18 protein-coding genes are annotated in these 22059 nt (G+C 62.8%); 10 read left to right on the top strand and 8 right to left on the bottom strand.

Features of this window, described 5'->3' with window-relative positions; genetic code table 11:
- Positions 1–28: 28 nt before the first annotated feature.
- Positions 29–769: a histidine phosphatase family protein gene (locus VGD45_RS17490; RefSeq protein ID WP_331156620.1), complete on the bottom strand. Its 741-nt coding sequence runs from the start codon at positions 767–769 to the stop codon at positions 29–31.
- Positions 770–1036: 267 nt separating this feature from the next.
- Between VGD45_RS17490 and VGD45_RS17485 the strand changes: the two genes are divergently transcribed.
- On the top strand, positions 1037–2305 hold the full coding sequence (locus VGD45_RS17485) for a VOC family protein (protein ID WP_331156619.1): 1269 nt from the start codon (positions 1037–1039) through the stop codon (positions 2303–2305).
- Positions 2306–2397: 92 nt separating this feature from the next.
- Here the strand turns inward: VGD45_RS17485 and VGD45_RS17480 are convergent, their stop codons facing one another.
- Positions 2398–3225, bottom strand: coding sequence for a fumarylacetoacetate hydrolase family protein (locus tag VGD45_RS17480; protein ID WP_331156618.1), 828 nt, complete (start codon positions 3223–3225; stop codon positions 2398–2400).
- Between the two features lie 108 nt (positions 3226–3333).
- Here VGD45_RS17480 and VGD45_RS17475 point away from each other — a divergent pair, with 108 nt between their 5' ends.
- Complete coding sequence (locus tag VGD45_RS17475) at positions 3334–3636, top strand: hypothetical protein (RefSeq protein ID WP_331156617.1); 303 nt, start codon at positions 3334–3336, stop codon at positions 3634–3636.
- Between the two features lie 6 nt (positions 3637–3642).
- Here VGD45_RS17475 and VGD45_RS17470 read toward each other — a convergent pair whose 3' ends face one another.
- Entirely contained in the window at positions 3643–4578 is a 936-nt protein-coding gene (locus VGD45_RS17470; RefSeq protein ID WP_331156616.1) for a 2-dehydropantoate 2-reductase, read from the bottom strand.
- 60 nt (positions 4579–4638) lie between these two features.
- On the opposite strand from VGD45_RS17470, the gene VGD45_RS17465 reads away from it, so the two are divergent.
- The 5 genes from VGD45_RS17465 (at position 4639) to VGD45_RS17445 (ending at position 9471) form a co-directional block, all read left to right on the top strand.
- Positions 4639–5922 carry an aminotransferase class I/II-fold pyridoxal phosphate-dependent enzyme gene (locus VGD45_RS17465; RefSeq protein WP_331156615.1) on the top strand — a complete coding sequence of 428 codons (1284 nt, stop codon included), beginning with the start codon at positions 4639–4641 and terminating at the stop codon, positions 5920–5922.
- The gene (locus VGD45_RS17460; protein WP_331156614.1) at positions 5912–7048 is read left to right on the top strand and encodes a class I SAM-dependent methyltransferase; all 1137 of its coding nucleotides are present in this window, start codon (positions 5912–5914) and stop codon (positions 7046–7048) included. The genes VGD45_RS17465 and VGD45_RS17460 overlap by 11 nt, the downstream gene beginning before the upstream one ends.
- Positions 7045–7755, top strand: coding sequence for a 16S rRNA pseudouridine(516) synthase (locus VGD45_RS17455; protein ID WP_331156613.1), 711 nt, complete (start codon positions 7045–7047; stop codon positions 7753–7755). The genes VGD45_RS17460 and VGD45_RS17455 overlap by 4 nt, the downstream gene beginning before the upstream one ends.
- 136 nt (positions 7756–7891) lie before the next feature.
- A complete protein-coding gene (locus VGD45_RS17450; RefSeq protein ID WP_331156612.1) occupies positions 7892–8839 on the top strand; it encodes an AraC family transcriptional regulator in 948 nt (315 codons plus the stop codon).
- A gap of 83 nt (positions 8840–8922) precedes the next feature.
- A complete protein-coding gene (locus VGD45_RS17445; RefSeq protein WP_331156611.1) occupies positions 8923–9471 on the top strand; it encodes a DUF2058 domain-containing protein in 549 nt (182 codons plus the stop codon).
- 10 nt (positions 9472–9481) lie between these two features.
- On the opposite strand, the gene VGD45_RS17440 is transcribed toward VGD45_RS17445, so the two are convergent.
- Together VGD45_RS17440 and VGD45_RS17435 are read right to left on the bottom strand one after the other, a co-directional pair.
- Positions 9482–10267 carry a hypothetical protein gene (locus tag VGD45_RS17440; protein ID WP_331156610.1) on the bottom strand — a complete coding sequence of 262 codons (786 nt, stop codon included), beginning with the start codon at positions 10265–10267 and terminating at the stop codon, positions 9482–9484.
- Between the two features lie 258 nt (positions 10268–10525).
- Positions 10526–11449, bottom strand: a complete 924-nt coding sequence (locus tag VGD45_RS17435) for an aspartyl/asparaginyl beta-hydroxylase domain-containing protein (protein WP_331156609.1) — start codon at positions 11447–11449, stop codon at positions 10526–10528.
- Between the two features lie 169 nt (positions 11450–11618).
- Here VGD45_RS17435 and tal point away from each other — a divergent pair, with 169 nt between their 5' ends.
- Positions 11619–12743 (top strand): transaldolase, encoded by a 1125-nt coding sequence (tal, locus tag VGD45_RS17430; protein ID WP_331156608.1) that lies wholly within the window; start codon positions 11619–11621, stop codon positions 12741–12743.
- Between the two features lie 133 nt (positions 12744–12876).
- On the opposite strand, the gene VGD45_RS17425 is transcribed toward tal, so the two are convergent.
- On the bottom strand, positions 12877–15144 hold the full coding sequence (locus VGD45_RS17425) for a di-heme-cytochrome C peroxidase (protein ID WP_331156607.1): 2268 nt from the start codon (positions 15142–15144) through the stop codon (positions 12877–12879).
- Positions 15145–15394: 250 nt separating this feature from the next.
- Here VGD45_RS17425 and VGD45_RS17420 point away from each other — a divergent pair, with 250 nt between their 5' ends.
- Positions 15395–17164, top strand: coding sequence for a diguanylate cyclase (locus VGD45_RS17420; protein ID WP_331156606.1), 1770 nt, complete (start codon positions 15395–15397; stop codon positions 17162–17164).
- Here the strand turns inward: VGD45_RS17420 and VGD45_RS17415 are convergent.
- Entirely contained in the window at positions 17154–17681 is a 528-nt protein-coding gene (locus tag VGD45_RS17415; RefSeq protein ID WP_331156605.1) for a hypothetical protein, read from the bottom strand. The two genes, VGD45_RS17420 and VGD45_RS17415, sit on opposite strands and share 11 nt — an antisense overlap.
- A gap of 17 nt (positions 17682–17698) precedes the next feature.
- Between VGD45_RS17415 and VGD45_RS17410 the strand changes: the two genes are divergently transcribed.
- Positions 17699–21193: a PAS domain-containing hybrid sensor histidine kinase/response regulator gene (locus VGD45_RS17410; RefSeq protein WP_331156604.1), complete on the top strand. Its 3495-nt coding sequence runs from the start codon at positions 17699–17701 to the stop codon at positions 21191–21193.
- On the opposite strand, the gene VGD45_RS17405 is transcribed toward VGD45_RS17410, so the two are convergent.
- Positions 21190–21861 (bottom strand): response regulator transcription factor, encoded by a 672-nt coding sequence (locus tag VGD45_RS17405; protein ID WP_331156603.1) that lies wholly within the window; start codon positions 21859–21861, stop codon positions 21190–21192. The two genes, VGD45_RS17410 and VGD45_RS17405, sit on opposite strands and share 4 nt — an antisense overlap.
- Between the last annotated feature and the right edge of the window lie 198 nt (positions 21862–22059).

Here is a 22059-nt window from a genome sequence, read left to right as displayed (position 1 = left end):
TGCGGCGGCATGGTAGCGTCAGCGCCGCTCATTCACCAAAGGCAGTGACGCCGGCCCAATCGGTGCAGAACAGCCGGCTGTCGCGCAACTCGGTCTTGATGATTCCCCCGTTGGGCAGCGGATGGCGCAAGGCGAAATCGGCCGGCACGTTACTGGCGAGCACCGGCACCATGAAGCCCAGCGTGGCGCTGTGCGCGACGATCACGACGATGCCGGTGTCCAGCGCGTGACGGTTCATTACTTCGCGCACAAACGGCAAGAAGCGGCGCTGCACGTCGGCAAAGCTTTCTCCCTCGCCATTGCGCGCCTCGAGGTCTTTTTCGATTAACCACTTACGTGCGAGCTCGGTGTATACGGCGCGCCCATCCTGAGCGCCGTTGGGGCGGATGCCGAAGTCGATCTCGACCGCTTCAGGCGCGAGCTGCAAGGGCAGGATGTGATCGAACGCCACCGCGTCGGCAGTCTGAACGGCGCGCAGATGGGTGCTGGTATAGATCTTCGTGATGGGTGCGCCACGCAAGGATGCAGCCAGCTCGCGCGCCTGTTCCACGCCCCGCCGCGTCAATGGATAACTCACTCCGCCATCCGGCACGGTGCGCGGGTTGCCCGGCACATTGATCTCGCTTTCGCCGTGACGGATGAACCAGATCTGCAACGGTGGATCGTCCGCCAGCGCCGCCGTCGCGGGCAGCGAGGTGACGATCGCCAATGCGCCGAGAAGACCCACGAATGCACGGCGGGTCCGCCGCGCTTCAGGCGTGGTGCTCATGTGATCCGTTGCGATAGTGCAGATGGTGGTGCGAGATCCAGGCGTGCTGTTGTACCTCATCGTCATTTTTTGGCAAGTATGCTCGGCGTCCGCATGCGAGCCGCGCGCAGCACATATGCAATGTGAGGGGCAATGTGAGGGCAATGTGAGAATGTGCGTCGAGTGTTGACTACTTTTGCGCCAACGAGCGGAGTATGCTCAGCCGCCAATGAACGTCACTTGATACACCGCTGACAACCTAACAAAGTCTCATCGAGGGAGATCGCGATGGCAGATCAGAGTGTCCGTGGACGATTCGTCTGGCATGAGCTGGTGACGCCGGACTCCAATGCCGCCCATGCGTTCTATGGGAAGGCGATCGGCTGGAAGAGCCAGCCCTGGGAAGAAGACGCCTCTTACGTAATGTTTGCCGCCAAGCGCGGTCCGATCGGCGCGACCGTCGCGGGCAACGGCTCCGCCCCGCACTGGCTGCCGTATGTCGGCACTGGCGATATCGACCGGACCATTGAGCTCGCGAAGCAAAAGGGCGGCTCGGTGGTGAAGGATGTGGCCACGTTGTCCAGCGGCAGCCGTTACGCGGTGCTGCAGGATCCGTACGGCGCCAAGTTCGGCATATATGAATCCGCCGAAGAGTACGGCAAGATCACGCCGCCGCAGCCTGGGGAGCACTCCTGGCACGAGTTGATCAGCACCGATCACGCGGGTGCGTTCGAGTTCTACTCGGCGCTGTTCGGCTGGCAGAATCTGGTGGAGCACGACCTGGGCGAGATGGGCACCTACCTGATCTATGGCTTTGGCGACGTGCCGTTCGGCGGCATGATGACCATGAACGCCGGTCCGGGCCCGTCGTGGCTGAGCTATGTGCAGGTCAAGGACGTGAACCAGACCGCCAAGAAAGTAAAATCCGCCGGCGGCAAGGTCATCAACGGCCCGATGGAAGTGCCGGGCGGAGACTGGATCGTGCAGGCAGTGGATCCGCAGGGCGCGATGTTCGCCGCGCACGCCCTCGCCGCCGACATGAAGAAACCCGAGAAGAAGCCCAAGCAGGCCAAGCAAATGAAACAACCCGAACAGTTGAAGTTGGACACGGAAGAAACCACGCCGCCCGTGGTGCAGGATCCGGAAACGCCTGCCGAGCAGGAGGCGCCGCCGGCCGAGAAGCCGCCGGAAGAGCCGGCGCAGAAGCCTGCGAAGAAGGCTCCGGCTCGGAAGAAGGCGCCCGCCAAGGAAGCGCCGCCTGCCGAGGCGCCGACCGAAGAAGCGCCCGCGAAGCAGGCGCCCGCCAAGAAGTCTCCGGCGAAGAAGGCTCCGGCCAAGAAGGCCCCAGCCAAGAAAGCGCCGTCGAAGAAGTCGTCCAAGACCCCTGCCAAGAAAAAGGCAGGCAAGAAGTCGAGCAAGAAGCGTCCGGCGGCCAAAGGCGCCGGCAGCAAAAAGACCGCGGCCAAAAAGGGCGCTAAGAAAAGCGCCAAGGCCAAGAGCAAGACGCGCTCAGGGGGAAAGAAGAAGGCGGCGAAAAAGCCGCGAAAGGGGAAGTGATTACTGACCCAGGGATGGGGCTAGTTAACTGACCAGAAAAAGTTGGTAGCTAGGTAGCACGGGGTCGTCGAAGGATTCGACGACCCCGTCTTCTATCGAATCTCCACTCGCATCGAGCCGATGCCGACGATGCCGGCGTCGACCACGTCGCCCGACACCACCGGGCCGACGCCCGGCGGAGTGCCGGTGAGAATGATGTCGCCCGGATACAGCGTGAAAAATGACGATGCGTATTCGATCAGGCGCGGCACGTCATTCAGCAGATTGCGAGTGTTGCCGCGCTGGCGTGCCTGACGATTCACCTGCAGCCACAGGCCGAGGGTTCCTGGGTCTGCTATTTCATCGCGAGTAATCAGCCACGGGCCGAGCACGGTATGGCCGTCCGGAGATTTGCGCAGGCTGCGTTCCTCGCCGCCTTTGACTGTCATATCGAGCGCCACCGTGTACCCGACGACGTGATCCATCGCGCGCTCGCGACTGACGTTGCGACACCAGGAGCCAATGACGACCGCCAGCTCCACTTCGTGATCGTGTTGCCGGCCGGGCAGAGTGAGCTCGACACCGTCGGACGGACCGGCGAGCGAACTGGTCGCCTTCAGGAACAGGCCGTCCCGCTCCAGCGTGCTGCCCGGATAATCGGCGTCGTCGGCCGGCTCGTGATAGTTCTTCAGCGCGCCGAGAATCTTGCTCGGGTTGGCGACGGGGCTCTTCAGGGCGCAGTCGGCCAGATGGCGCGGGATGCCGGACAGCGCGGTCTGCTCGATCATGCCGCGCAACCGGTCGAAGTTGGCGATCAGCAGATCCCCAGGGTCGATGGGCCAGCGCGCGGCGGGGATGGAATCAAGGACGGAGGTCACATCGACGACCATGTCGCCGCGAAGCACCCCCACTCTGTCGGTGTCGAATCTACATAAACGCATGCGGCCGGCAGCTTCCCTTACCCCGCCGGGCCGTGCAAGAGCCGGCGCATTCGTGTAGAAAGACCGCCTCGATCATGGGCGCGCACGACGCGCAGTAGTTACATAAAGATGAAACAGGTACGCGGGAAAACCTTTGACGGGCAGCGCGTGGTTCTCGACGGCAAGTCGTTCGTCGATTGCCACTTCAAGGACACCAATCTCATCATCGAGGGCAATGGGCTCTTCGAAATGCAGAATTGCAAGATCGAGGAAGACTGCCGGCTGGCCGTGGAAGGGCCGGGCCAGGTGCTGCTGCACACGTTGAAGATGATGCTGTACTCGGGCGGCTGGATGTCGCGCGTCGCCGATAACGTGCTGCATGCGGTGAAGCAGCCGCCGAAAGCCCGGGCGAAAAAGGCCGCCGGCACCTGAGCGCGCCTAGCTCCTCGCCGCCGAAACTCTCGCTTCAATCATCTTCGTCAGGGCGTACAGCGTTTCCAGGATCGGAGCGCTGACGCCGTGCTTCCGGGCGGCACGAACCGTGTTGCCCAGGATGGCCTCGATCTCCATCGGCCGGCCGTACTTGTAATCCAGCGCCATGCTGGTGTGGTACGGCGGAATTGCCTTGGTGCCGCCGATCAGTTGCTCGATGAGCTTCGGGTGCATGGGATAGCCCGCGGCCGCGGCGACCGCGCAGACTTCTTCCATCGCTCGCCGGATGAACGCCGTCGACTCCGGCGTGCCCAGCATGACCGCGGTGTCGAGCATGCCGCCGGTGATGGAGACCGGATTGAAGGTCGCATTCCACACGGCTTTTTGCCAACGGGCGCTGACCACGTTGTCGGTCACTTTGCAGCCGATGCCGCCGGCGTTGAACATCGCCGCGAGCTCGTCGGCCGCCGCTGAAGCGCCGCCCGGATAACGACCCAGGTTCAGCTGACCCATCATCTGATGGTCGACCTTGCCCGGCGCGGCGCGCCCCACGCCGACCAGCGCCAGGCCGCTGAGCAACTCGTTCTCGGGAAAGGCGGCGGCGATTTCACCTTCGATGTCGATGCCGTTCTCGATCAGCACGATCACCGTGCGCGGCCCGACGGCGGGACGGATCAGGGCCGCGCGATCTACGCCTTGCAGGACTTTAACGGTCAGGATTAGGAAATCCGGCGGGTTGCGACATTCGGCCACCTCGCGAAACACCCGATGCGGGTGAAAGCGATGATTGCCGAGCAGCGGGCTGACGATGTCGTAACCGTCCCGCGAGACAACGTCGTAGTCCGAGCGGCAAACCACCGACACCTGCGCGCCCTGACGAGCCAGCGCGGAGCCGAACAGGGCTCCAACCGCGCCGGCGCCCACGATGAGTATGGATGTCATGCAGTCAGAATAGCCGCTAAGATCCGCAGCCGCGAATTCACCCCCAAACTGGCCCTCTCAATGCCCAATCTGACGACCTCAGGCGTCGCCGAGCTGCGCGCCGCCCACGAAGATATCCGCCGTCGCTACCAGGCTTTCGCCGAGCGGAAACTGAAGCTCAATCTGACCCGTGGCAAACCGTCGTCGAAACAGCTGGACCTGTGCAACGAGCTGATGCGCCTCCCGGGCGCCGACTACATGGCCGGCGGCGTGGACACTCGCAATTACGGCGAACTGCAGGGCCTGCCGGAGCTGCGTGTGCAGCTGGCGCCGATTTTCGGCGTGAGCCCGGACCGCGTGATTCTCGGCGACAACGCCAGTCTGTCGCTGATGCATGACGCGGTCGTTTATTCCATGCTGAAAGGCACGGTCGACAGCGACAAGCCCTGGTCGCGCGAGTCCCGCGTGGCGTTCCTGTGCCCGGTGCCGGGCTACGACCGACACTTCTCCATCTGCGCGCAGTTTGGCATCGAGATGATTCCGGTCCCCATGCTCGACACCGGTCCGGACATGGCCGTGGTGGAAAAGCTGGTCGCCGCCGACCCGCAGATCAAAGGCATGTGGTGCGTGCCCAAATACAGCAACCCGTGCGGCACGGTGTATTCGAACGAAACCATCGAGCGGCTCGCCAGGATGCCGACCGCGGCGCGCGACTTTCGTTTGTTTTGGGACAACGCCTACGCCGTGCATCACTTGACCGCGGAACACATCGAAATCGCCAGCATCGACGAAGCGTGCACGCGTCATGGTCATCCGAATCGCGCGTTTATTTTCGGCTCGACTTCCAAAATCACCTTCGCAGGCGCGGGCGTCGCTCTGTTCGCCGGTTCCAAGGACAACGCGGCCTGGTATCTGAAGAACATGAGCATGCGGACCATCGGCGGCGACAAGGTGAATCAGCTGCGTCACATCCGCCTGTTCAACACCAATGGCGGCGTGACCGCGTTGATGGACCGGCATCGCGAGATCCTCGCGCCCAAGTTCGAGCAGGTGCTGAGCACGTTCGAAAAAGTCCTGGGCGATTCCGGCGTGGCGCGCTGGACGCGGCCCAAGGGCGGTTATTTCATTTCGCTCGAAGTGTTCGACGGTTGCGCCAAGCGCGTCGTGCAGCTGGCGAAGGAAGCTGGCGTGGAGCTGACGCCCGCGGGCGCGACGCATCCGCTGGGCAAGGATGCGAACGATCGTTTCATTCGTATCGCGCCGAGCTTCCCGGAGCTGCCGGAAGTGACTCAGGCCGCCGAAGGCGTGGCTGTTTGCGTGCTGCTCGCCGCGACCGAAAAGCTGTTGCAGTCGCATGCCGGCTGACCAGAAGGCCGTGCGACCGAAGGCGCACGGCCGAGGGAATCCCGCGAGAGACCGGAGCGACGCGGCCCTAGAAACGCTGTTCCTGCCCTTCAGTGAAGGACGCTTGCAGTGGCCTGCCGGCGGCGCGATGTTTCTTCGCGCGCGCGACGGCTGGCCAATGCATCAACAGCCATTGCCCGGATTGTTCTGCGAGCAGACATTCAAGCCCGAAGCGGACGCGCTGACGCAGGCGGGGTTCGCCGTCAATGTCGATGGCGCGCCCAAAACATATGAGCTGGTACTGATCCTGCCGCCGCGTCAACGCGATGAGGCGCGTGCTTTGATGGCGCGCGCGGTCGCTATGACAAAGCCCGGCGGTCGGATCATCGCGTGCCAGAGCAACGATGAAGGCGCGCGTTCAGGTGAAGCCGATCTCGCGCAGCTCACCGGCGACGTCGAGTCCATGAGCAAGAACAAATGTCGGGTGTTCTGGACCGCCTCGCTTGCCCGGCTGAATTTTTCTTTGCTGACGCACTGGCAGTCGCTGGACGAGCCGCGGCCCATCGCCGACGGACGTTTCATGAGCCGTCCGGGAATTTTCGCGTGGGATCGCATCGATGTGGCCTCGGCACTGTTGGCGGAACATTTGCCGGCAACGCTGACGGGTCGCGCTGCGGACCTCGGCGGAGGATTCGGTTATCTGTCGGCGGAGTTATTGACGCGTTGTCCCGGCATCACTGCGCTCGATGTCTATGAAGCCGAGAATCGCGCCTTGGAGCTCGCGCGCGTGAACTTGAAAAGTTTCGAAGCGCGCACGGCCATCGACTATCGATGGCACGATGTCGCCGCCGGATTGCCGGATACATACGACGTGATCGTCACCAATCCGCCGTTCCACGCGCAGCGCGGCATCGATCGTCCCGACATCGGACGCCGCTTCATCGCCGTCGCCGCGGATTCGCTGCGTCCTGGCGGCAAGTTATGGCTGGTCGCCAATCGTCACTTGCCGTACGAGACGGTGCTGAGCGAAAGCTTCGATCGCGTGCATACCGTGGTTCAGCAGCACGGTTACAAGATCATCGAAGCGGTGCGTGCCCAATCTGTCTCGAAAAAGGCCACTGCGAAAGCCGGTAAGAGTGCGCGATGAAACTGCTCAAGCTCATTGCCAATCTCGGTTACGGCAGCCGCAAGGAAGTGCTCGCGATCTTTCGTGACGGTCGCATCACGGATGTCGATGGCGAAGTGCTGTACTCGGACGACAAAGTCGAGCACTCCCGCGTTCGTATCGATGGCCAACCGTTGGATCCGCCGCCAGGCATGTTGCTGATGATGCACAAGCCGACGGGATACACGTGCTCGACGAGCGATCCCGGCCAGGTCGCTTATGACTTATTGCCGCCGCGCTTTCGACTTCGCGATCCGGTGGTGGCGACAGTGGGCCGGCTCGATCGCGACACGACCGGATTATTGTTGATGACCGACGATGGAAAACTGCTGCATAAAATCGTCGCGCCCAAATCCAAGCTGCCCAAAGTTTATGAGGCCACGCTGGCGCGCGACCTGCGAGGCGACGAAGTAAAAATATTCGCCAGCGGCAAGTTGATGCTCGAATCCGAACGCGAGCCGCTCGCGCCCGCCGTGCTCGAAGTGCTCGGGCCGCGACAGGCGCGGCTCACGCTGACCGAAGGTCGTTATCATCAGGCGCGACGCATGTTCGCGGCGGTTGGCAATCACGTCGAGGCGCTGCATCGGAGTCGCGTGGGTGGACTCGAGCTCGGCGATCTGCCCATGGGCCAGTGGCGGCTGCTGGATGCCGCGGACCGCGAGCGTCTGTTCGCCGTCCCTGGCCGCTGAACACGCTGCTGAGCGATTCCTCGTTGATTCTTGCCTGATCCTGCAAAGATGGCCTGCCCAGTGGGGACAAAAGCACCGTCCTGTGCTGAGATGGGTACTCACCGCATAGCCTGATCGTCGCCGAGGGCGCAGCCCCATGAGCGCAGCCATTTCGACCCCCGAAACCCCCGTTGTCGAGCTCCCCAACCTGGATCAGCAGCAGGCCGAGCTGGCCGAGCTCGTGACTCGCCTGACCCCGCAGGAGGGTCTGCATCCGTCAGCGGTTCCCGCCCTGACGTTGATCCGCGCCAACTCGCCGTCGGTGCCGACGCCGTCGCTGTATGACCCAAGTTTGTGCATCGTCGTGCAGGGTCGGAAGCGGGCCATGTTGGGCGACGAGGTCTATTACTACGACGCCCTGAACTACCTCACCGTGTCCGTCACCTTGCCGGCGATCGGTCACGTGCTCGAGGCGACGCCGGAGAAGCCTTATCTGTGCCTGCGTCTGGAGCTGGACGCGCGCATGATCGGCGAGCTGTTGTTGCAAGTAGGACGCAGCGCGGTGCCGCCGTCGACCGATCGTGGTTTGTATGTCGCACGCACGAGCCCGCAGTTGCTCGACGCTGTTTTGCGACTGACTCGGTTGCTGGAACAGCCGCGCGACGCCTCGATCCTTGCACCCCTGGTGCTGCGAGAGATTCATTACCGCGTGCTCACTGGCGAGTTGGGGCATCGATTGCGCGAGTTGTGTGTGGTGGACAGTCAAGTGAATCGGATCGCGCGCGCCATCGATCTGTTGCGCAAGCGATTCACCGAATCGTTACGCATCGAAGATCTCGCCGCTGCCGCACACATGAGCGAGTCGTCGTTGCATCACCGTTTCAAGGCCGTGACGGCGATGTCGCCAATGCAATTCCAGAAGCAGCTGCGCTTGCACGAAGCGCGCCGCCTGATGCTCACGGAAGGACTGGAAGCGGCCGCTGCCGCGCATCGCGTAGGTTATGAAAGCCCGTCACAGTTCAGCCGCGAATATCGCCGCCTGTTCGGCGCCCCGCCGCGCCGGGAAATTCAGACTGTGCGCGGCGGCGACCTGCAACCTGCGTGAATTTCGACCGCTGTCGCACTCGCCCTCGGGAGTGGTTTGCGTAGAATGGCGCCGTCCCAAAAGGAGTCCGTGCGGAGCCTTCGATGAGCATGTCATTGCGCGAGCAGTTACTGGCGGCCGGCCTCGGCAGCAAGAAGCAGGCGCGCCAGGCCGATCAGCAGCAAAAGCAGCAGCAACACCAGCAGGCCAAAAACCGTCAGCTGCGTGAAGAGCAGGAAAAGCGCGCCGCCGAAGCGCGCGCCAAAGCGCAGGCCGAGAAGGCGGCGCGCGATGCCGAGCTGAACCGCAAGCGCCAGGAAAATCAGGAGCGCAAGGAGCGCTGGGCGCAGATCAAGCAGATCATCGAACAGCACCGGCTGCCCAAGCCGGAGAGCGACGACTATTTCAATTTCATCGACCGCGGCAAGGTGCGTCGGATCACCGCCGACAATGCGCTGCGTGAAAAGCTGATGGCCGGCACGATCGCGATCGCTCGTTGCGAAGGCCGTTATGACCTGGTGCCGGCGGAAATCGCCGAGCGCCTGCGCGAGCGCGACGAGCGTTCCGTGGTGAAACTGAATGCGGAAGAAGCCAAGCCGGCCGAGGACGATCCGTACAAGGACTTCGTGGTGCCGGACGATCTGATGTGGTGATGTTTTTGCCTTAGTCGAGCTCTTGTCGCGCGCGCTCCTGATAGCGCTGTGCCGACAGGCGCACGTTATTGTCCTCGATCTGGAACGGAGTCTGCGCGAAATATGCCAGCGCGCGCGGCACGCCGAATTGATCGATCAGCGGACCGATTAACAAAATCCCGCCGTACCGCTGCACGTCCAGATATGTCTGATCGCCTTTATTCCACAGGCCGCGGCGGAAGCGGGCGAAGTCCTCGGGCCAGATCAGGTCGAGCCGGTTGGCGTTGAAGATCGGCGTGCGCACTTCCTTCAGATGTTCGTTGATGCCTTCCACCAGCATTTCGCAAGGCAGCCGCTGCGCGAGGTCGCTCGACTTGCAGTCCTTGTGCGGCCACGACAGGCCGCGCGCTTTCGCCGCTTCCTGCAGGTAGGCGGTCCAGATCAATTGATCGATGGTCTCCACCACCGGGAACGCATTCCGATACTGTTCGTTTTCATAGAACGGCCAGTAATAAGCGGCCGCGCGGATCGGGTTCGGCACCTTGGAGCTCAGCAGGCGGCGTGGAAACACCAGGGTGTGTTGCTCCTGATCGTATATTTCCTTGCCGTCCACCAATTCCTTGGTGCCCACGAAACGGACTTCGAGCGCGGTGGGCAAGGTGTCGAGCAGATCGCCGAAAGCGGTGGTGATGGCCTGGGTGCGGTAGGTCACCAGCGCCGTGAATCGCTGCTTGCACTGCTCGCGATTGACGCTTTCACAGGTGAGGCCGAGCGTAGGAAACAGCAGAACCAGACAGGCGAGTCCGAGACGCATCATCGTTGCTCCCGTCCTTCGACATCAAACCTTCTTGGCCAATCAGGCTTGCAGAATCTATGCCGAGGATAAGCAAGCAACGACACGCACGCACGGAAGTTCCATGCGGTGTTTTGGATCGCATCGACATCCCGACGCGGCGAGCGGGTTAACGCAAACTATTTGCGTCGATTGGCGCGGCGGAGGAAATAATTGCGCGCCTCGACGGCGGCCGCATCCGCGTGGCGGGCAGGCCGATGTTGGGCCGGCGCAAACACTGTTTCAGAATCCGACAACGACGCCGTAGCCGATGGCCGCGAGCAGCGACCATTTCAGCGCGTAATAAAGCGGCTTGTGCCACTCCTTGATGCGAATGCCGAGCGCGCGGATTCGATAAACGTAAGAAAATATATGATTCAGCGGGCCGACGTGCTCGCCCGGCACGTTCTGTGTTGCCGCCGCGCGAATCATGCCGCGCCCGATAGTGCGATTAATCCATCGCAACACGGGGTTAGACAGCGGCCGTTCGATGTCGCAGAAAAGAATCACGCGCGTGACGTCGGTGCGGTTCTCGGCCTGATGGATGTAGGTCTCGTCGAACATCACGGCTTCGCCGTCCTTCCAGTAATACTTCTCGCCGTCGACGACGATGTAGCAATCCGGCGAGTTGGGCGTCACCAGCCCGAGGTGATAACGCAACGATCCCGCGAACGGGTCGCGATGCGCGCCGAGGCGCGAGCCCGGCGGCAAAAGTGTAAACATTGCTGCGTTGATTGAAGGAATTTTCGCCAGCAACTCGGCCGTCTTCGGACACAGCGCCGAGGCCGAGGGCAGGAAGTCGCCGTACCACTTCAGGTAAAAGCGCTTCCAGCCGCGCTTGAAAAAAGTGTTGAAGCCGATGTCGTTGTATCCCGACGCCGCGCGGATGTGACCTTCGTCGAACAGCTTCAGTGCTTCATCCCGGATCGTCTGCCACTGCTCGGTGACCTGCTTTAGTTCGGGAAACTCCCGTACGTCGGCATAGGGCTTGGCTTTCACCGCCGAGAACAGATACATGAGGGTGTTGTACGGGGCCAGCAGGTTGGCGTGATCCGCCAGCAGGCGCGAGAACTTGTGCCGCACGCGGCCGCGAAACTGGACGAAGGTCACGCAGGCGACGAAAGTCGCCAGGACCAGTGCTCGAGGTGTCAGGAGCGAGTAATACATTACGCGGCGTTGTTGGGATTGTTCGGGTGTTGGCCCGAGGATACGGGCCGCTGCCGGAAGAAAAAGGCATTCGGCGGAATTGCAGTGTTGCCGCTACATCGGTAATCGCACGTCGGTCCTATACAATGCAGGCTGGTGCATCGCAGAGTAGTGTCGGAGCCAAATACAGATGAATGCCACGCAGACGAATGAAGGGGTCTCGAATCCGTTACGCCAGGTTCACCGCCTGGGTCAGAGCATCTGGCTCGACGACATTCGTCGCGGCTGGCTGAAGGACGGGCATCTGGCCCGGCTCATCGCCGAAGATGCGCTCGCCGGCGTGACTTCGAACCCGGCCATCTTCGCCAAATCGATCAGCGAAGGGGCCGAGTACAACGACGCGATCGCGTCGCTGGCCCGGGCGGGGCGCAGTATCAACGACATTTACGAGACGCTAGCGCTCGAAGACGTGCAGGCGGCCGCCGATTTGTTTCGCGCGACCTACGATGCGGCCGGCGGCAACGATGGCTTCGTCAGCCTGGAAGTGTCGCCTCACCTCGCCGATGACACCGCGGGCACGGTCGCCGAAGGTCTGCGCCTCTGGCAGGCGTTCAATCGTCCCAACGCCATGATCAAGGTGCCGGGCACCGAGGCGGGACTGCCGGCGATCACTGAGCTGATCGCGGCCGGGGTCAACATCAATGTCACGCTGTTGTTCAGCGTCGAGCGTTATCGCGCGGTGGTCGATGCGTATCTGACGGGGCTGGAGCGGCGTGTGCAGGCCGGCAAGCCTATCGACAAGATTGCTTCGGTGGCGAGCTTCTTCCTGAGCCGCATCGATTCGCTGGTCGACGCCAAGCTCGACAAGATGAATACATACGAAGCCAAGGCCCGCCGCGGCCGCGCCGCCATCGCCAGCGCGCGTCTCGCGTATCAGCACTACAAGCAGTGGACCAACAGCGACCGCTGGCGCGCGCTCGCCGAGAAGGGCGTGAAGCCACAACGGTTGCTCTGGGCGTCCACGTCGAGCAAGGACCCGGCGTACAAAGACACGATGTATGTCGAAGCGCTGATCGCGCCCAACACCGTCAACACTCTGCCACCCGCCACTGTCGACGCGTATCGCGATCACGGCGACCCAGCGGTGCGCATCGAGGATGAGTTGTCGGAAGCGAAGGAAACGGTCCAGATCCTTCGCAATCTCGGCATCGATTTGAAGTCGGTGAGCGAGCAGCTCGAGCGCGAAGGCGTGAAGAAGTTCAAGGAGCCCTTCGACGCCTTGCTCGCGACGCTGGCGAAGCGGGCTGGGAAATAAGAAACCCCAATGGACGAAGCGTCGAGGCTTTCCCTCGACGCTCCGCCAGTTCCTTCACCCCGACCGTGCAGAGCCAGGACCCCCGGCTAAGTGCCACCCTCTTCGGACGGGATTAGGTGGGTCTTCAGCTATCTCAGAGCGACCGTCCGAACAACTCACATTGCGGCGGGGTGAAGCCTTCCGGTGTGGGCGGGTCCTGGTGAACTTTCAGGTATTCGACCAAGGCGAAGCGTTGGTCGTCAGTGAGCAAAGGTCCGATGACGCCTGAAGGAAGTGGGTTCGCCTTCGGGTCCTGCAAATGTTTGTTCCACGTGGCGGCATCCGCCGAAAAGCCGTGGCCGATGTTTCGGTTGCCGGGAATGGTCGTATCGAGCCAGAACCCATCGTCACCTTCCTCTTCGTCCGGCCGTGTCGCATATCCCACATGCACCGGATCGAAATCGCGGCGGCCAACGAAGAAACGTTGGTCGCGCTTCTCGGGCGGTAACAGCATTTGATACAGCGACGGCACCGACCCGTTGTGCAGGAACGGCGGCGTTGCCCAAACACCTTGCAGAGGCCGCGGTTTATAACCAAGGATCTGCTGCGGCAAGTCGAGCGCGCCGAAGCCTTCCAGACACTGCTGAGTGGCGTAGTCGATGCCGTAGTCGGCATAGAAGCGATTCTTGATCAGGATACCGACCAGGTTCAGCGCCATACCTTCGCTGAGCTTGGTCACATCCAGCGCGCCGACCGTCTGTTCGATATTGGCGGCGCCATTGCGAACATCCCACAGCAGATTGAGCGTATTGCAATCGAGTCCGCAGTCGAGCGGATCTTCCGGCTCGGTCGCGGACACGACCGGCAGCGGCGACAGCAATGTTTCCAGCGCCGTATCGATGGCGCCGAAGCTCTCCTGCGGCAAGCTCGGCGTGGCGTTCGCGTCGGGATCCGGGTAGCTCGCCAGCAAGGCAGGCAGCTCGCCCACCGGCAACTTCTGCTCTTCACGCAATCGCACGACTTCGCGCAAACGGAAGCGGGCATCGCGCGCCAACGATCGCACCAGCAGAGGCCGAAGGGCATCGGCCAGCTGAGCATTCGTCAATCCGGTAGAAGAAAGATTGTAACGACGCTCCATGAAGCCCTTCGCCGCGTTCGGATCCGTGCCGATGTGATCGAGCGGAATCACTTCGATACGCCATTCCACTTCCGGGAACGGCTTCAACGGCGCGCTCGCCTGTTGACGGGCGGCATTGGACACGTGCGGACCATGGCATTCGCGACAGTACTGTTCGAACAGCTTACCGCCTTGCTCGGCCTTGGCTCGATCCACCGGGCCGAGAATGTGCTCCGGCCACGCCGGGGGCGCGAGCTTCTGCAACGTATGCTCGATGTGCTGCAAGCCCGGAATGTCAACACTGCTGCGGAACCGATGATCGGCGGGCAGCGGTTGTTTCATGTCGCTGCGGAATGGAGAGATGGCGCCGACGCCGAGCGCCTCGCCGATGTTTCTTGCCAGCGGTTGCGCGACCGAGCCGTTGTACTGCACCCAGTCGAACTTCCAGATGTTCCAAAGATAGGGATAGCTGACCGGTGCGTCGCCCACCTGATAGTTATCGGCGGTGAGGTGATCGCCGAACGCGGTGTTGCCGATCCGCCCCAACGCATCCGTGCGGCCGAATCCTTCGTGCACCGGATACAACTTGCGGAACGGATTGTTCTGGCCGCTGCCGAGCATGGCCTTGATGCTCGCCCACACCGCCGACTTCAACTCGGGCTTGGCGTCGGGATACCCCGGACCGAGCACCCGTTGGGCGAACCGATCGAACTTCCAGGGCTTGACCGCGGTATCGATCAGCGAGGCCAGCAGCAGCGGCGCGAAGTCGCCCCGAGAGAAGTCGGTGAAGGCATGCATCGCCGCGCCACCGTCGATGCGCACGGCGAAGGTGCGGTCGTTCTTGGTGAAGTGGATTTCGCCGGTGTGGCAGGCCGCGCAGGTGATGTCGAGCACGTGCTCGCCGATGGCCGGATCGAAATGCTTGGTGAAGCCGATGGGCAACTGGTCCGGATTGGCCGGGCTCGGCTGCGGGTCGACCAGGAAGCGGTACTTGCGCATGTGGTCGGGCGCGGCGAAGCGCTCGTTGGAGAATGGCAGCTCCAGATGCACGAACCAGTCGTAACGAACCGCGCCGGCCGAGGCGCCTTGTGGCATCGACGTGCCCTGGGCGGTGTAGTAGTACGCCTGCCGCTGCGGGCTGTTCTGGCCGTCGCCCCAGTTCTGGTCGAGCCACATGTACTCGTCGACCTGCTCGAGCGCCGGAATGGTATGCACCGGCCACAGCACGAACCAGGTAAAGCCGGCCACGGCCAGCACGGCTACCAGGGCCGCCAGCGCCAATAACCATTTCATTAGCCGCCGCATTGAAGCGCTCCTTGTTTTGATAGTTGAGTCCGGCGGCGAGGTCTCCCGACCGCTTACACGAATGCGTCACATCGGCGTAGCGCAAGGTACCGACAGGCTCACACGACGCCCGCAGACGAGATCACAATTCCAATATTTCATGGCCGGGGACGTCGCGGGCGAGTGCGTCGTGTCGCATACTGCGCGCCGTTCGTTGCCGCCATTTCGTACGTAGGCAGCGGGGCACACCGAGACGGAGGAGAAAGTGCCGATGACGCCGGTTCGTATTGCCGTTTCCACCCAGCGCCTTGGTTGGCGGGTCGCGGCATGCATGTCGGTGTGGCTCCTGCTCGTGCTCGCGAGCGTCGCCGTGCGGGCCGCTTCCGATCCGGCCGCGCCAGTGTTCGTGCTGCCGGCCGCCGAACGTCTCCACGTCGAAGAATTCAGTCGTCACATCGGGCTGCTCGAAGACCCGAAGGGCGCGCTGTCCATCGACGATGTGACGCAATCAACATTCACTCCCGCAACCCTGGCCGCGGCCAATGTCGGCTTTACGCCTTCCGTCTGGTGGGCCCGTGTCACATTGCGTAACGAGGGTTCGCGGGAGCGGGAGCTGTACCTGCGGCAGACCTATCCGTTGATCGACTATTTGGATGTCTACGAGCAGACGGGGCCAGGGGAGTGGCGCAGTCACAAGACCGGCGACCGCCGGCCGTTCGCGGCCCGTGACATCGCCCATCGCGACCTGGTTTTCCCCATCCACGTACCGGCCGGGGCCGAGCGCGTGGTCTACATGCGCTACCAGTCGCAGGGCCCCATCGATATCAGCCTGTCGCTTTACAGCTCGCCGGAGCTGCTGGAGTCTCTCAGTCGTGAGCAGCTGGCGTACGGCATTTATTACGGCTGCGTGATCATGCTGCTGGTCTGGAGCAGCCTGGTCTTCATCGCCGTGCGCGACAAGGCATTCCTGGCCTACTTCGCCTACGTGGCGACGTTCGGCCTGTACATGCTCATCCACAACGGGCTCGCCTATCAGTACCTGTGGCCGGAGAGCCCGCGCTGGGGCAACACGAGTCTGGTCGCGCTGATTTGCATTGCCTTGTTCGCAGGCCTGCAGTTCTCACGCATGATCCTGCGCGCGAAGGAAGTGATACCGCGCCTGGACCTGGCCGCGCGTGGTCTGCAACTCGTCGCCGCGACGCTGCTGGTCGCCTCGCCGTTCGTGCCGTATTCGACGATCATTTCGCCGATCGCGCTGCTGGTGCTGGTCGGCGTGATCTTCATGTTGCTGCTCGGCGTATGCGCCATGCTGCTGGGCTCTCGGCCGGCGCGCTTCTACGTCATCGCGTGGAGCTCGTTCCTTTGCGGTTCGGTGGTGTTTCTGTTGAAGACCTTCGGCGTCTTGCCGCACACGTTCATCACGCAGAACGGCTGGCAGATCGGCTCGCTGCTGGAAATGATCCTGCTGTCCATGACGCTGAGCACGCGCATGAACGAGCTGCAGCACCAGAGCCGCACCGATCCGCTCACCTTGCTGGGCAACCGCCGCCTGTTCGACGACAGGCTGCCGGAGGAGTTCGCGGTGGCTCGCGAGCAGCAGCGGCCGTTGTCGTTGCTGGTGCTCGATATCGATCACTTCAAGAGTTACAACGATCGGCACGGTCATGCTCGCGGCGACGAGGCCATCAAGGCCGTGGGCCACGCGCTACGCAAGTTCGCTCGCAAGCCGCTGCTCGGCTGCCGCTATGGCGGCGAAGAATTCACGGTGATTCTGCCGGGAGTCGATTGTCAGACCGCCGCGATCATGAGCGAACGGCTGCGGCGGATCATCGAAGAAACATTGCATGGCGATCTGGCGATCACCATCAGCATCGGCTATGCCTGCCTGGGGCGGGATCGCTTCGAGAGCGCGGACAAATTCTTCGAAGCCGCCGATTCCGCGCTCTACACAGCCAAGCAGCGGGGGCGCAACTGCGTGGTGGCCTACCACGATCGGAACGAACAGGAAGCGCCGACGCCGGCGCGAGCCGCTATTTCCTGAGCCAGTAGATCGCGATCACCAGCACCAGGATGATCAGCAGTCGCAGGATGACGGGCGCGGTGAGACGCGCTTTCCGACGTGCTGAACGCCGCCGATAAACCGCCACGGGTTGGTAACGCTCGTTGCGGGCCCAGGCCAACGCTTCGTCGGCGGCAATGAAATGTCCCGGTTCGGTATCGAACAACACTCCGTCGGTCATGGCGGTCAGAGTCGCGGCGGCGGCGACCGCAGCGGCGCGGTCTGACGGGCGGCCGCTGAAGCGCAGGCTCGCGACGGTATTGCGCGCGCCGATGGCTTTGGCGCCGGCCTCGCCGATTTCGAGGGTCGGCTCGGCGAACGATTCCAGGTAATACTCGAAGCCGGTGCGATCGTCGGGGCAGGGCAGATAACCGCTATGCGAGGCGGGCTCGAACCCGGTATCCAGATGAACGTCGAAACCGGCCTCGCGGATCAGGCGAGCCCAGTCGGTGGCGGCCGGCAACCGGTCGCGATCCAGGAATACGTTGTAGCTGATCACTTGAGTATTATGCGGCCATGATCTCGGGATGGGGGCTCCTGGTCGCTTCGCTGGTCTACGTGTGTGGCCTGTTCGCCATCGCGTGGTGGGGCGATCGCCGTCGTTTCTATCCCGATCACGTCCGACTGCGGCCGCTGATCTACAGCCTGGCGCTGGCCGTGTACTGCTCCAGCTGGACCTTCTATGGCGCGGTCGGCACCGCGGTCCGCGACGGCCTGAGTTATTTGCCTATTTATCTCGGGCCCATGCTGGTGTTCGTGTTCCTACTGCCGTTCTTCGAGCGGCTGGTGCGGATGGCCAAGCAGCAGAACGCCACGTCGATTTCCGATCTGCTCGCCGCCCGGTTCGGCCGCTCTCCGCAAGTGGCCGTGGCAGTCACACTGATCGCGTTGACCGCCGCCATTCCATACATCGCGCTTCAGCTGAAGGCCATTTCGATGAGCATCGAGGTACTGTCGGCGGGCGCGCCGGCAGAAACGGTGGCGTGGTATCGCGACAGTGCGCTGCTGGTGGCGCTGATGCTCGCTTTGTTTTCGAGCCTGTTCGGCGCGCGGCAGGTGGATGCCACCGAACATCATCCCGGCATGGTCCTCGCCATCGCTGCCGAATCGCTCGTGAAAATCGTGGCGCTGCTGTTCGTCTCTATCTTCGCGCTCACGCAGCTCGACGGCGTCGGGCCGCTGCTCGAAACGGCGCGCCAGATGCCGGCCGGAGTCGATCATTCCATTTCGTTCGTCACGCAGACGCTGCTGTCGCTGACCGCCATCTTTTGTTTGCCGCGGCAGTTTCAGATCGGCGTGGTGGAATGCGCCGATGTCGACGATGTGCGTCATGCGCGCTGGTGGTTCACGTTGTATCTGGCGCTCATCAGCGTCGTGGTCGTGCCCATCGCCGCTGCGGCGATTGCCGCGGGCGCCGCCAGTGGCTCGGTGTCGCCGGATTCGTTCGTGCTTTGGTTGCCACTCAGCGCGGGTCATGACTGGTTGGCACTGCTGGCCTATTTAGGAGGTTTCTCCGCGGCCACGGGCATGGTGATCGTCGCGACCGTGGCGTTGTCGACGATGGTGAGTAACGACCTCGTGCTGCCCGCGCTGTTGCGTTGGCGGCGGCCAGCGCTCGGTGCTCCCGGTTTCGCGGTCGGCGGCATTCTCTGGATCCGTCGCGGCGCCATCCTTGCCATTCTGCTGGTCGCGTTCGGTTTCTTTCGCCTCGTGCCAAATGGTTCAAGCCTCGCTTCCATCGGTTTGCTCGCGTTCGCGGCGGTGGCGCAATTCGCTCCTGCGGTCGTCAGCGCGGTGTATTGGTCAGGCGCGAGTCGGGTCGGCGTGCTGGCCGGGCTGTGCGGCGGATTTCTGATCTGGATATACACGTTGCTGCTGCCGACCTTCGCGAGCGTCGAAGGCGTGATGCCTTCGTGGATCGCCGAGGGGCCGTTCGGCATCGGCGTGCTCGCGCCCCATTCGTTACTGGGTTTTGCCGGACCCGATCCGCTCAGTCACGGTGTGTTCTGGTCGCTCTTGGTGAACATCGCCACGTTGGTCGGCATGTCTTTGTATTCGCCGCCCGCCATCGGCGAACGTTTGCAACTTGCGCCTCGCATTGCTGGCTCCGATGCGCGACGTGCGAAGTTATTGCCCGGATCGGCCACGGTCGCCGACCTGCAATTGCTGGCTGCGCGACTGCTGGGGCCGGCGGCCGCGCAAGCCTGGTTCAAACAATATGCGCAGGAGCAAGATCGCGAGTACTCGCCGACGCAGCGCGCCGACGTTGGTTTGTTACAAGGGCTGGAACGTGAGCTGGCCGGTGCGTTCGGTGCGGCTTCGGGGCGCATGGTGTTGACCAGCGCATTGCGCGGCGCCGGCCTGCAATTCAGTGAAGTGGTCACGCTGTTCGACGAGGCGTCGCAGAAGTTGCGTTTCAATCGCGAGCTGTTGGAAGCCATGATGGAGAACATGCCGCAAGGAATCAGCGTCGTGGATGCCGATATGAGATTGGTGGCGTGGAATCGTCGCTATGTCGAGCTGCTGGATTATCCGCCCGAGTTGATGCGCGCCGGCCGGCCCATCGCGGAGCTGATGAAATACAACGCGGCGCGCGGCTGGTATGGGCCCGGAGATGCGGAAACGCATGTCGAAAAGCGGCTGGCGCACATGCGCGCCGGCTCCACGCATCTGTCGGAACGGCGGCGTAGCGACGGTCGCGTCATCGAAGTGCGGGGACAGCCTTTGCCGGACGGCGGCTATGTCAGCACGTTCAACGACGTCACGACTTATAAGCATGTCGAAGATGAGCTGCGCGAGATCAATGAAACGTTGGAGCAGCGTGTTGCCGAGCGGACGCGTCAGCTCGCCGAGGCTACTGCAGTCGCGGAGAAAGCCAATCTGGGCAAGACGCGATTCCTGGCTGCTGCCAGCCACGATCTGTTGCAGCCGTTGAACGCGGCGCGCTTGTTCAACGCCGCTTTGCGCGGGCAAGCCAGTCAGCTACAGAGTCCGCAGGTCGAACAGCTGGCGGATCGAGTGGAGAACTCGTTGCATGCCGCTGAAGAACTGCTCGACGGATTGCTCGATATTTCCCGGCTCGACTCGGGCGCGATTCGACCCGAGCCCGGCAACTTCTCCGCCGGCGCGCTGCTGGAATCGTTGAAGGAACAGTTCGCGCCCGTCGCAGCCCAACGCAATCTGGAGTTGCGAGTGCATGCGACTCGAGTGCAGGTGTACACCGATCAGAGAATGCTACGGCGAGTGCTGCAAAACCTGATTGGCAATGCGTTGCGCTACACGCGCAGCGGTCGGGTGGTGCTTGGAGTTCGTCGGCGCGCCGGCGATCGGATTGAATTTCAGGTCATCGATACCGGCCCGGGCATCGCGGCCGAAAGCCAGAGCGTGATCTTCGAGGAGTTTCGTCGACTCGATCAGCATTCGCCGTGGGGTGAGCGCGGCCTGGGCCTGGGCTTGTCCATCTGCGATCGGATCGCGAGCATTCTGCAAACGCAGCTCACGGTGCGCTCGGTGCAAGGGCGGGGCAGCGCGTTCAGTGTGAGTGTGCCGCGAGGTACGGGTGTCGTGCGTCAACCAGTGATTGCGACGGCTCCCGTAGGCAACATCGCAGGACTGCGAGGACTGAAGGTGCTGTGCGTGGAGGATGATCCAAACATTCTCGATGCAATGCGCGAGTTGCTGACACGCTGGGGCATCGAAGTGATTTGCGTCGCGACAGCAGTGCAAGCGCGCGAGGTCTTGCGAACGCAGCCCACGGATCTGGTGCTCGCCGATTATCATCTCGGCGGTGAGCCGATGGGCTTGGATGTGCTCGACGAGCTGGTGCCGCGCGATCCTGTTCGCTTGCGTGCGGGGGCGTTGGTTACCGCCGATGGCACGGCCACTCTGGCGCAACGAGCGAATGAGCTGGGATTCCAGGTCTTGCGCAAGCCGCTGCGTCCGGCGGCTTTGCGCGCGCTGCTAGTAGCGCTGGCGCGTCCCAAGATCGAAGACGCGGCGCAGGCCAGCTAGGTCGCGCTATCCGGCGGTCCTTGATCGAGCGAGAGCCGCTGCGCGAGTAACACCGCCTGAGTGCGATTGCTGACCCCGAGCTTCTGCATCAACGCGCTCACGTGAGCTTTGACGGTCGCCTCCGAGACGTCCAGCTCGGCCGCAATCTGCTTATTCAATAGCCCCGCGGACAGCATCGATAGCACGCGAAACTGTTGCGGCGTCAAGGTCGCCAGGCGCGCAGTCGCGTCGAGTTCCTGTTGATCGAGTGGAGTTGGATCGCCGCTTCCACTGGTCGCCGAGGCTGGCAGCCAGGTGTCGCCGCCTAGCACTGCGCGCAGCGCCGCCACGATGAGATCGATGGACGCGGACTTGGGCACAAAGGCGGCGGCGCCATGGCCCAGGGCTCGATGCATGATGCGTCGGTCCTCGCGTGCGGAAATCACGACGATGGGCACCGTAGGAAAATTCGCTCGCGCCTGGACGAGCGCGTTGAAGCCGTGCGCGCCGGGCATGTTCAAGTCCAGCAGCAACAGCTCGGGATCGGGATGAGCGTCGAGCGCGGCGAACAGCGAGTGGACGGTGTCCGCCTCGACGATCTGCGCGCCTGGAACGGCTTGCGCCACCGCGAGCTTCAAGGCGTCACGAAACAGGGGATGGTCATCGGCGATCAGGACGGCGCGCTTCATTGAGCGCGCAATACTCCATGCTTGAGTCACTGGCGGCAACTCCATTGCCTAAGACACGACCGCGCCACCGCAAGCTTCTCCCGAAAAGGCGTCGAGTCAGTATTCGACTTTCGTCGAATAGCGGCCGCCGCCGCTTCGACCAAAGATGAATGGCCGGTCCGCAAGCCGCGCGCGCATGCTCGCGCCGACTTGTCATCG

It is taken from the genome of Steroidobacter sp. (assembly GCF_036402275.1).
Classification (GTDB): Bacteria; Pseudomonadota; Gammaproteobacteria; order Steroidobacterales; family Steroidobacteraceae; genus Steroidobacter.
The sequence above is the reverse complement of the archived record's forward strand: the minus strand, read 5'-3'. Positions and strand labels throughout refer to the sequence as shown.

Excerpts from the sequence above, each read along its gene's own strand:
- tal (WP_331156608.1), top strand. The coding sequence starts at position 11,619 with ATGAATGCCACGCAGACGAATGAAGGGGTCTCGAATCCGTTACGCCAG.
- VGD45_RS17485 (WP_331156619.1), top strand. The coding sequence starts at position 1,037 with ATGGCAGATCAGAGTGTCCGTGGACGATTCGTCTGGCATGAGCTGGTG.
- VGD45_RS17425 (WP_331156607.1), bottom strand. The coding sequence starts at position 15,144 with ATGCGGCGGCTAATGAAATGGTTATTGGCGCTGGCGGCCCTGGTAGCC.
- VGD45_RS17480 (WP_331156618.1), bottom strand. The coding sequence starts at position 3,225 with ATGCGTTTATGTAGATTCGACACCGACAGAGTGGGGGTGCTTCGCGGC.
- VGD45_RS17410 (WP_331156604.1), top strand. The coding sequence starts at position 17,699 with ATGATCTCGGGATGGGGGCTCCTGGTCGCTTCGCTGGTCTACGTGTGT.
- VGD45_RS17445 (WP_331156611.1), top strand. The coding sequence starts at position 8,923 with ATGAGCATGTCATTGCGCGAGCAGTTACTGGCGGCCGGCCTCGGCAGC.
- VGD45_RS17470 (WP_331156616.1), bottom strand. The coding sequence starts at position 4,578 with ATGACATCCATACTCATCGTGGGCGCCGGCGCGGTTGGAGCCCTGTTC.
- VGD45_RS17455 (WP_331156613.1), top strand. The coding sequence starts at position 7,045 with ATGAAACTGCTCAAGCTCATTGCCAATCTCGGTTACGGCAGCCGCAAG.
- VGD45_RS17435 (WP_331156609.1), bottom strand. The coding sequence starts at position 11,449 with ATGTATTACTCGCTCCTGACACCTCGAGCACTGGTCCTGGCGACTTTC.
- VGD45_RS17465 (WP_331156615.1), top strand. The coding sequence starts at position 4,639 with ATGCCCAATCTGACGACCTCAGGCGTCGCCGAGCTGCGCGCCGCCCAC.
- VGD45_RS17440 (WP_331156610.1), bottom strand. The coding sequence starts at position 10,267 with ATGATGCGTCTCGGACTCGCCTGTCTGGTTCTGCTGTTTCCTACGCTC.
- VGD45_RS17450 (WP_331156612.1), top strand. The coding sequence starts at position 7,892 with ATGAGCGCAGCCATTTCGACCCCCGAAACCCCCGTTGTCGAGCTCCCC.
- VGD45_RS17405 (WP_331156603.1), bottom strand. The coding sequence starts at position 21,861 with ATGAAGCGCGCCGTCCTGATCGCCGATGACCATCCCCTGTTTCGTGAC.
- VGD45_RS17460 (WP_331156614.1), top strand. The coding sequence starts at position 5,912 with ATGCCGGCTGACCAGAAGGCCGTGCGACCGAAGGCGCACGGCCGAGGG.
- VGD45_RS17475 (WP_331156617.1), top strand. The coding sequence starts at position 3,334 with ATGAAACAGGTACGCGGGAAAACCTTTGACGGGCAGCGCGTGGTTCTC.
- VGD45_RS17490 (WP_331156620.1), bottom strand. The coding sequence starts at position 769 with ATGAGCACCACGCCTGAAGCGCGGCGGACCCGCCGTGCATTCGTGGGT.
- VGD45_RS17420 (WP_331156606.1), top strand. The coding sequence starts at position 15,395 with ATGACGCCGGTTCGTATTGCCGTTTCCACCCAGCGCCTTGGTTGGCGG.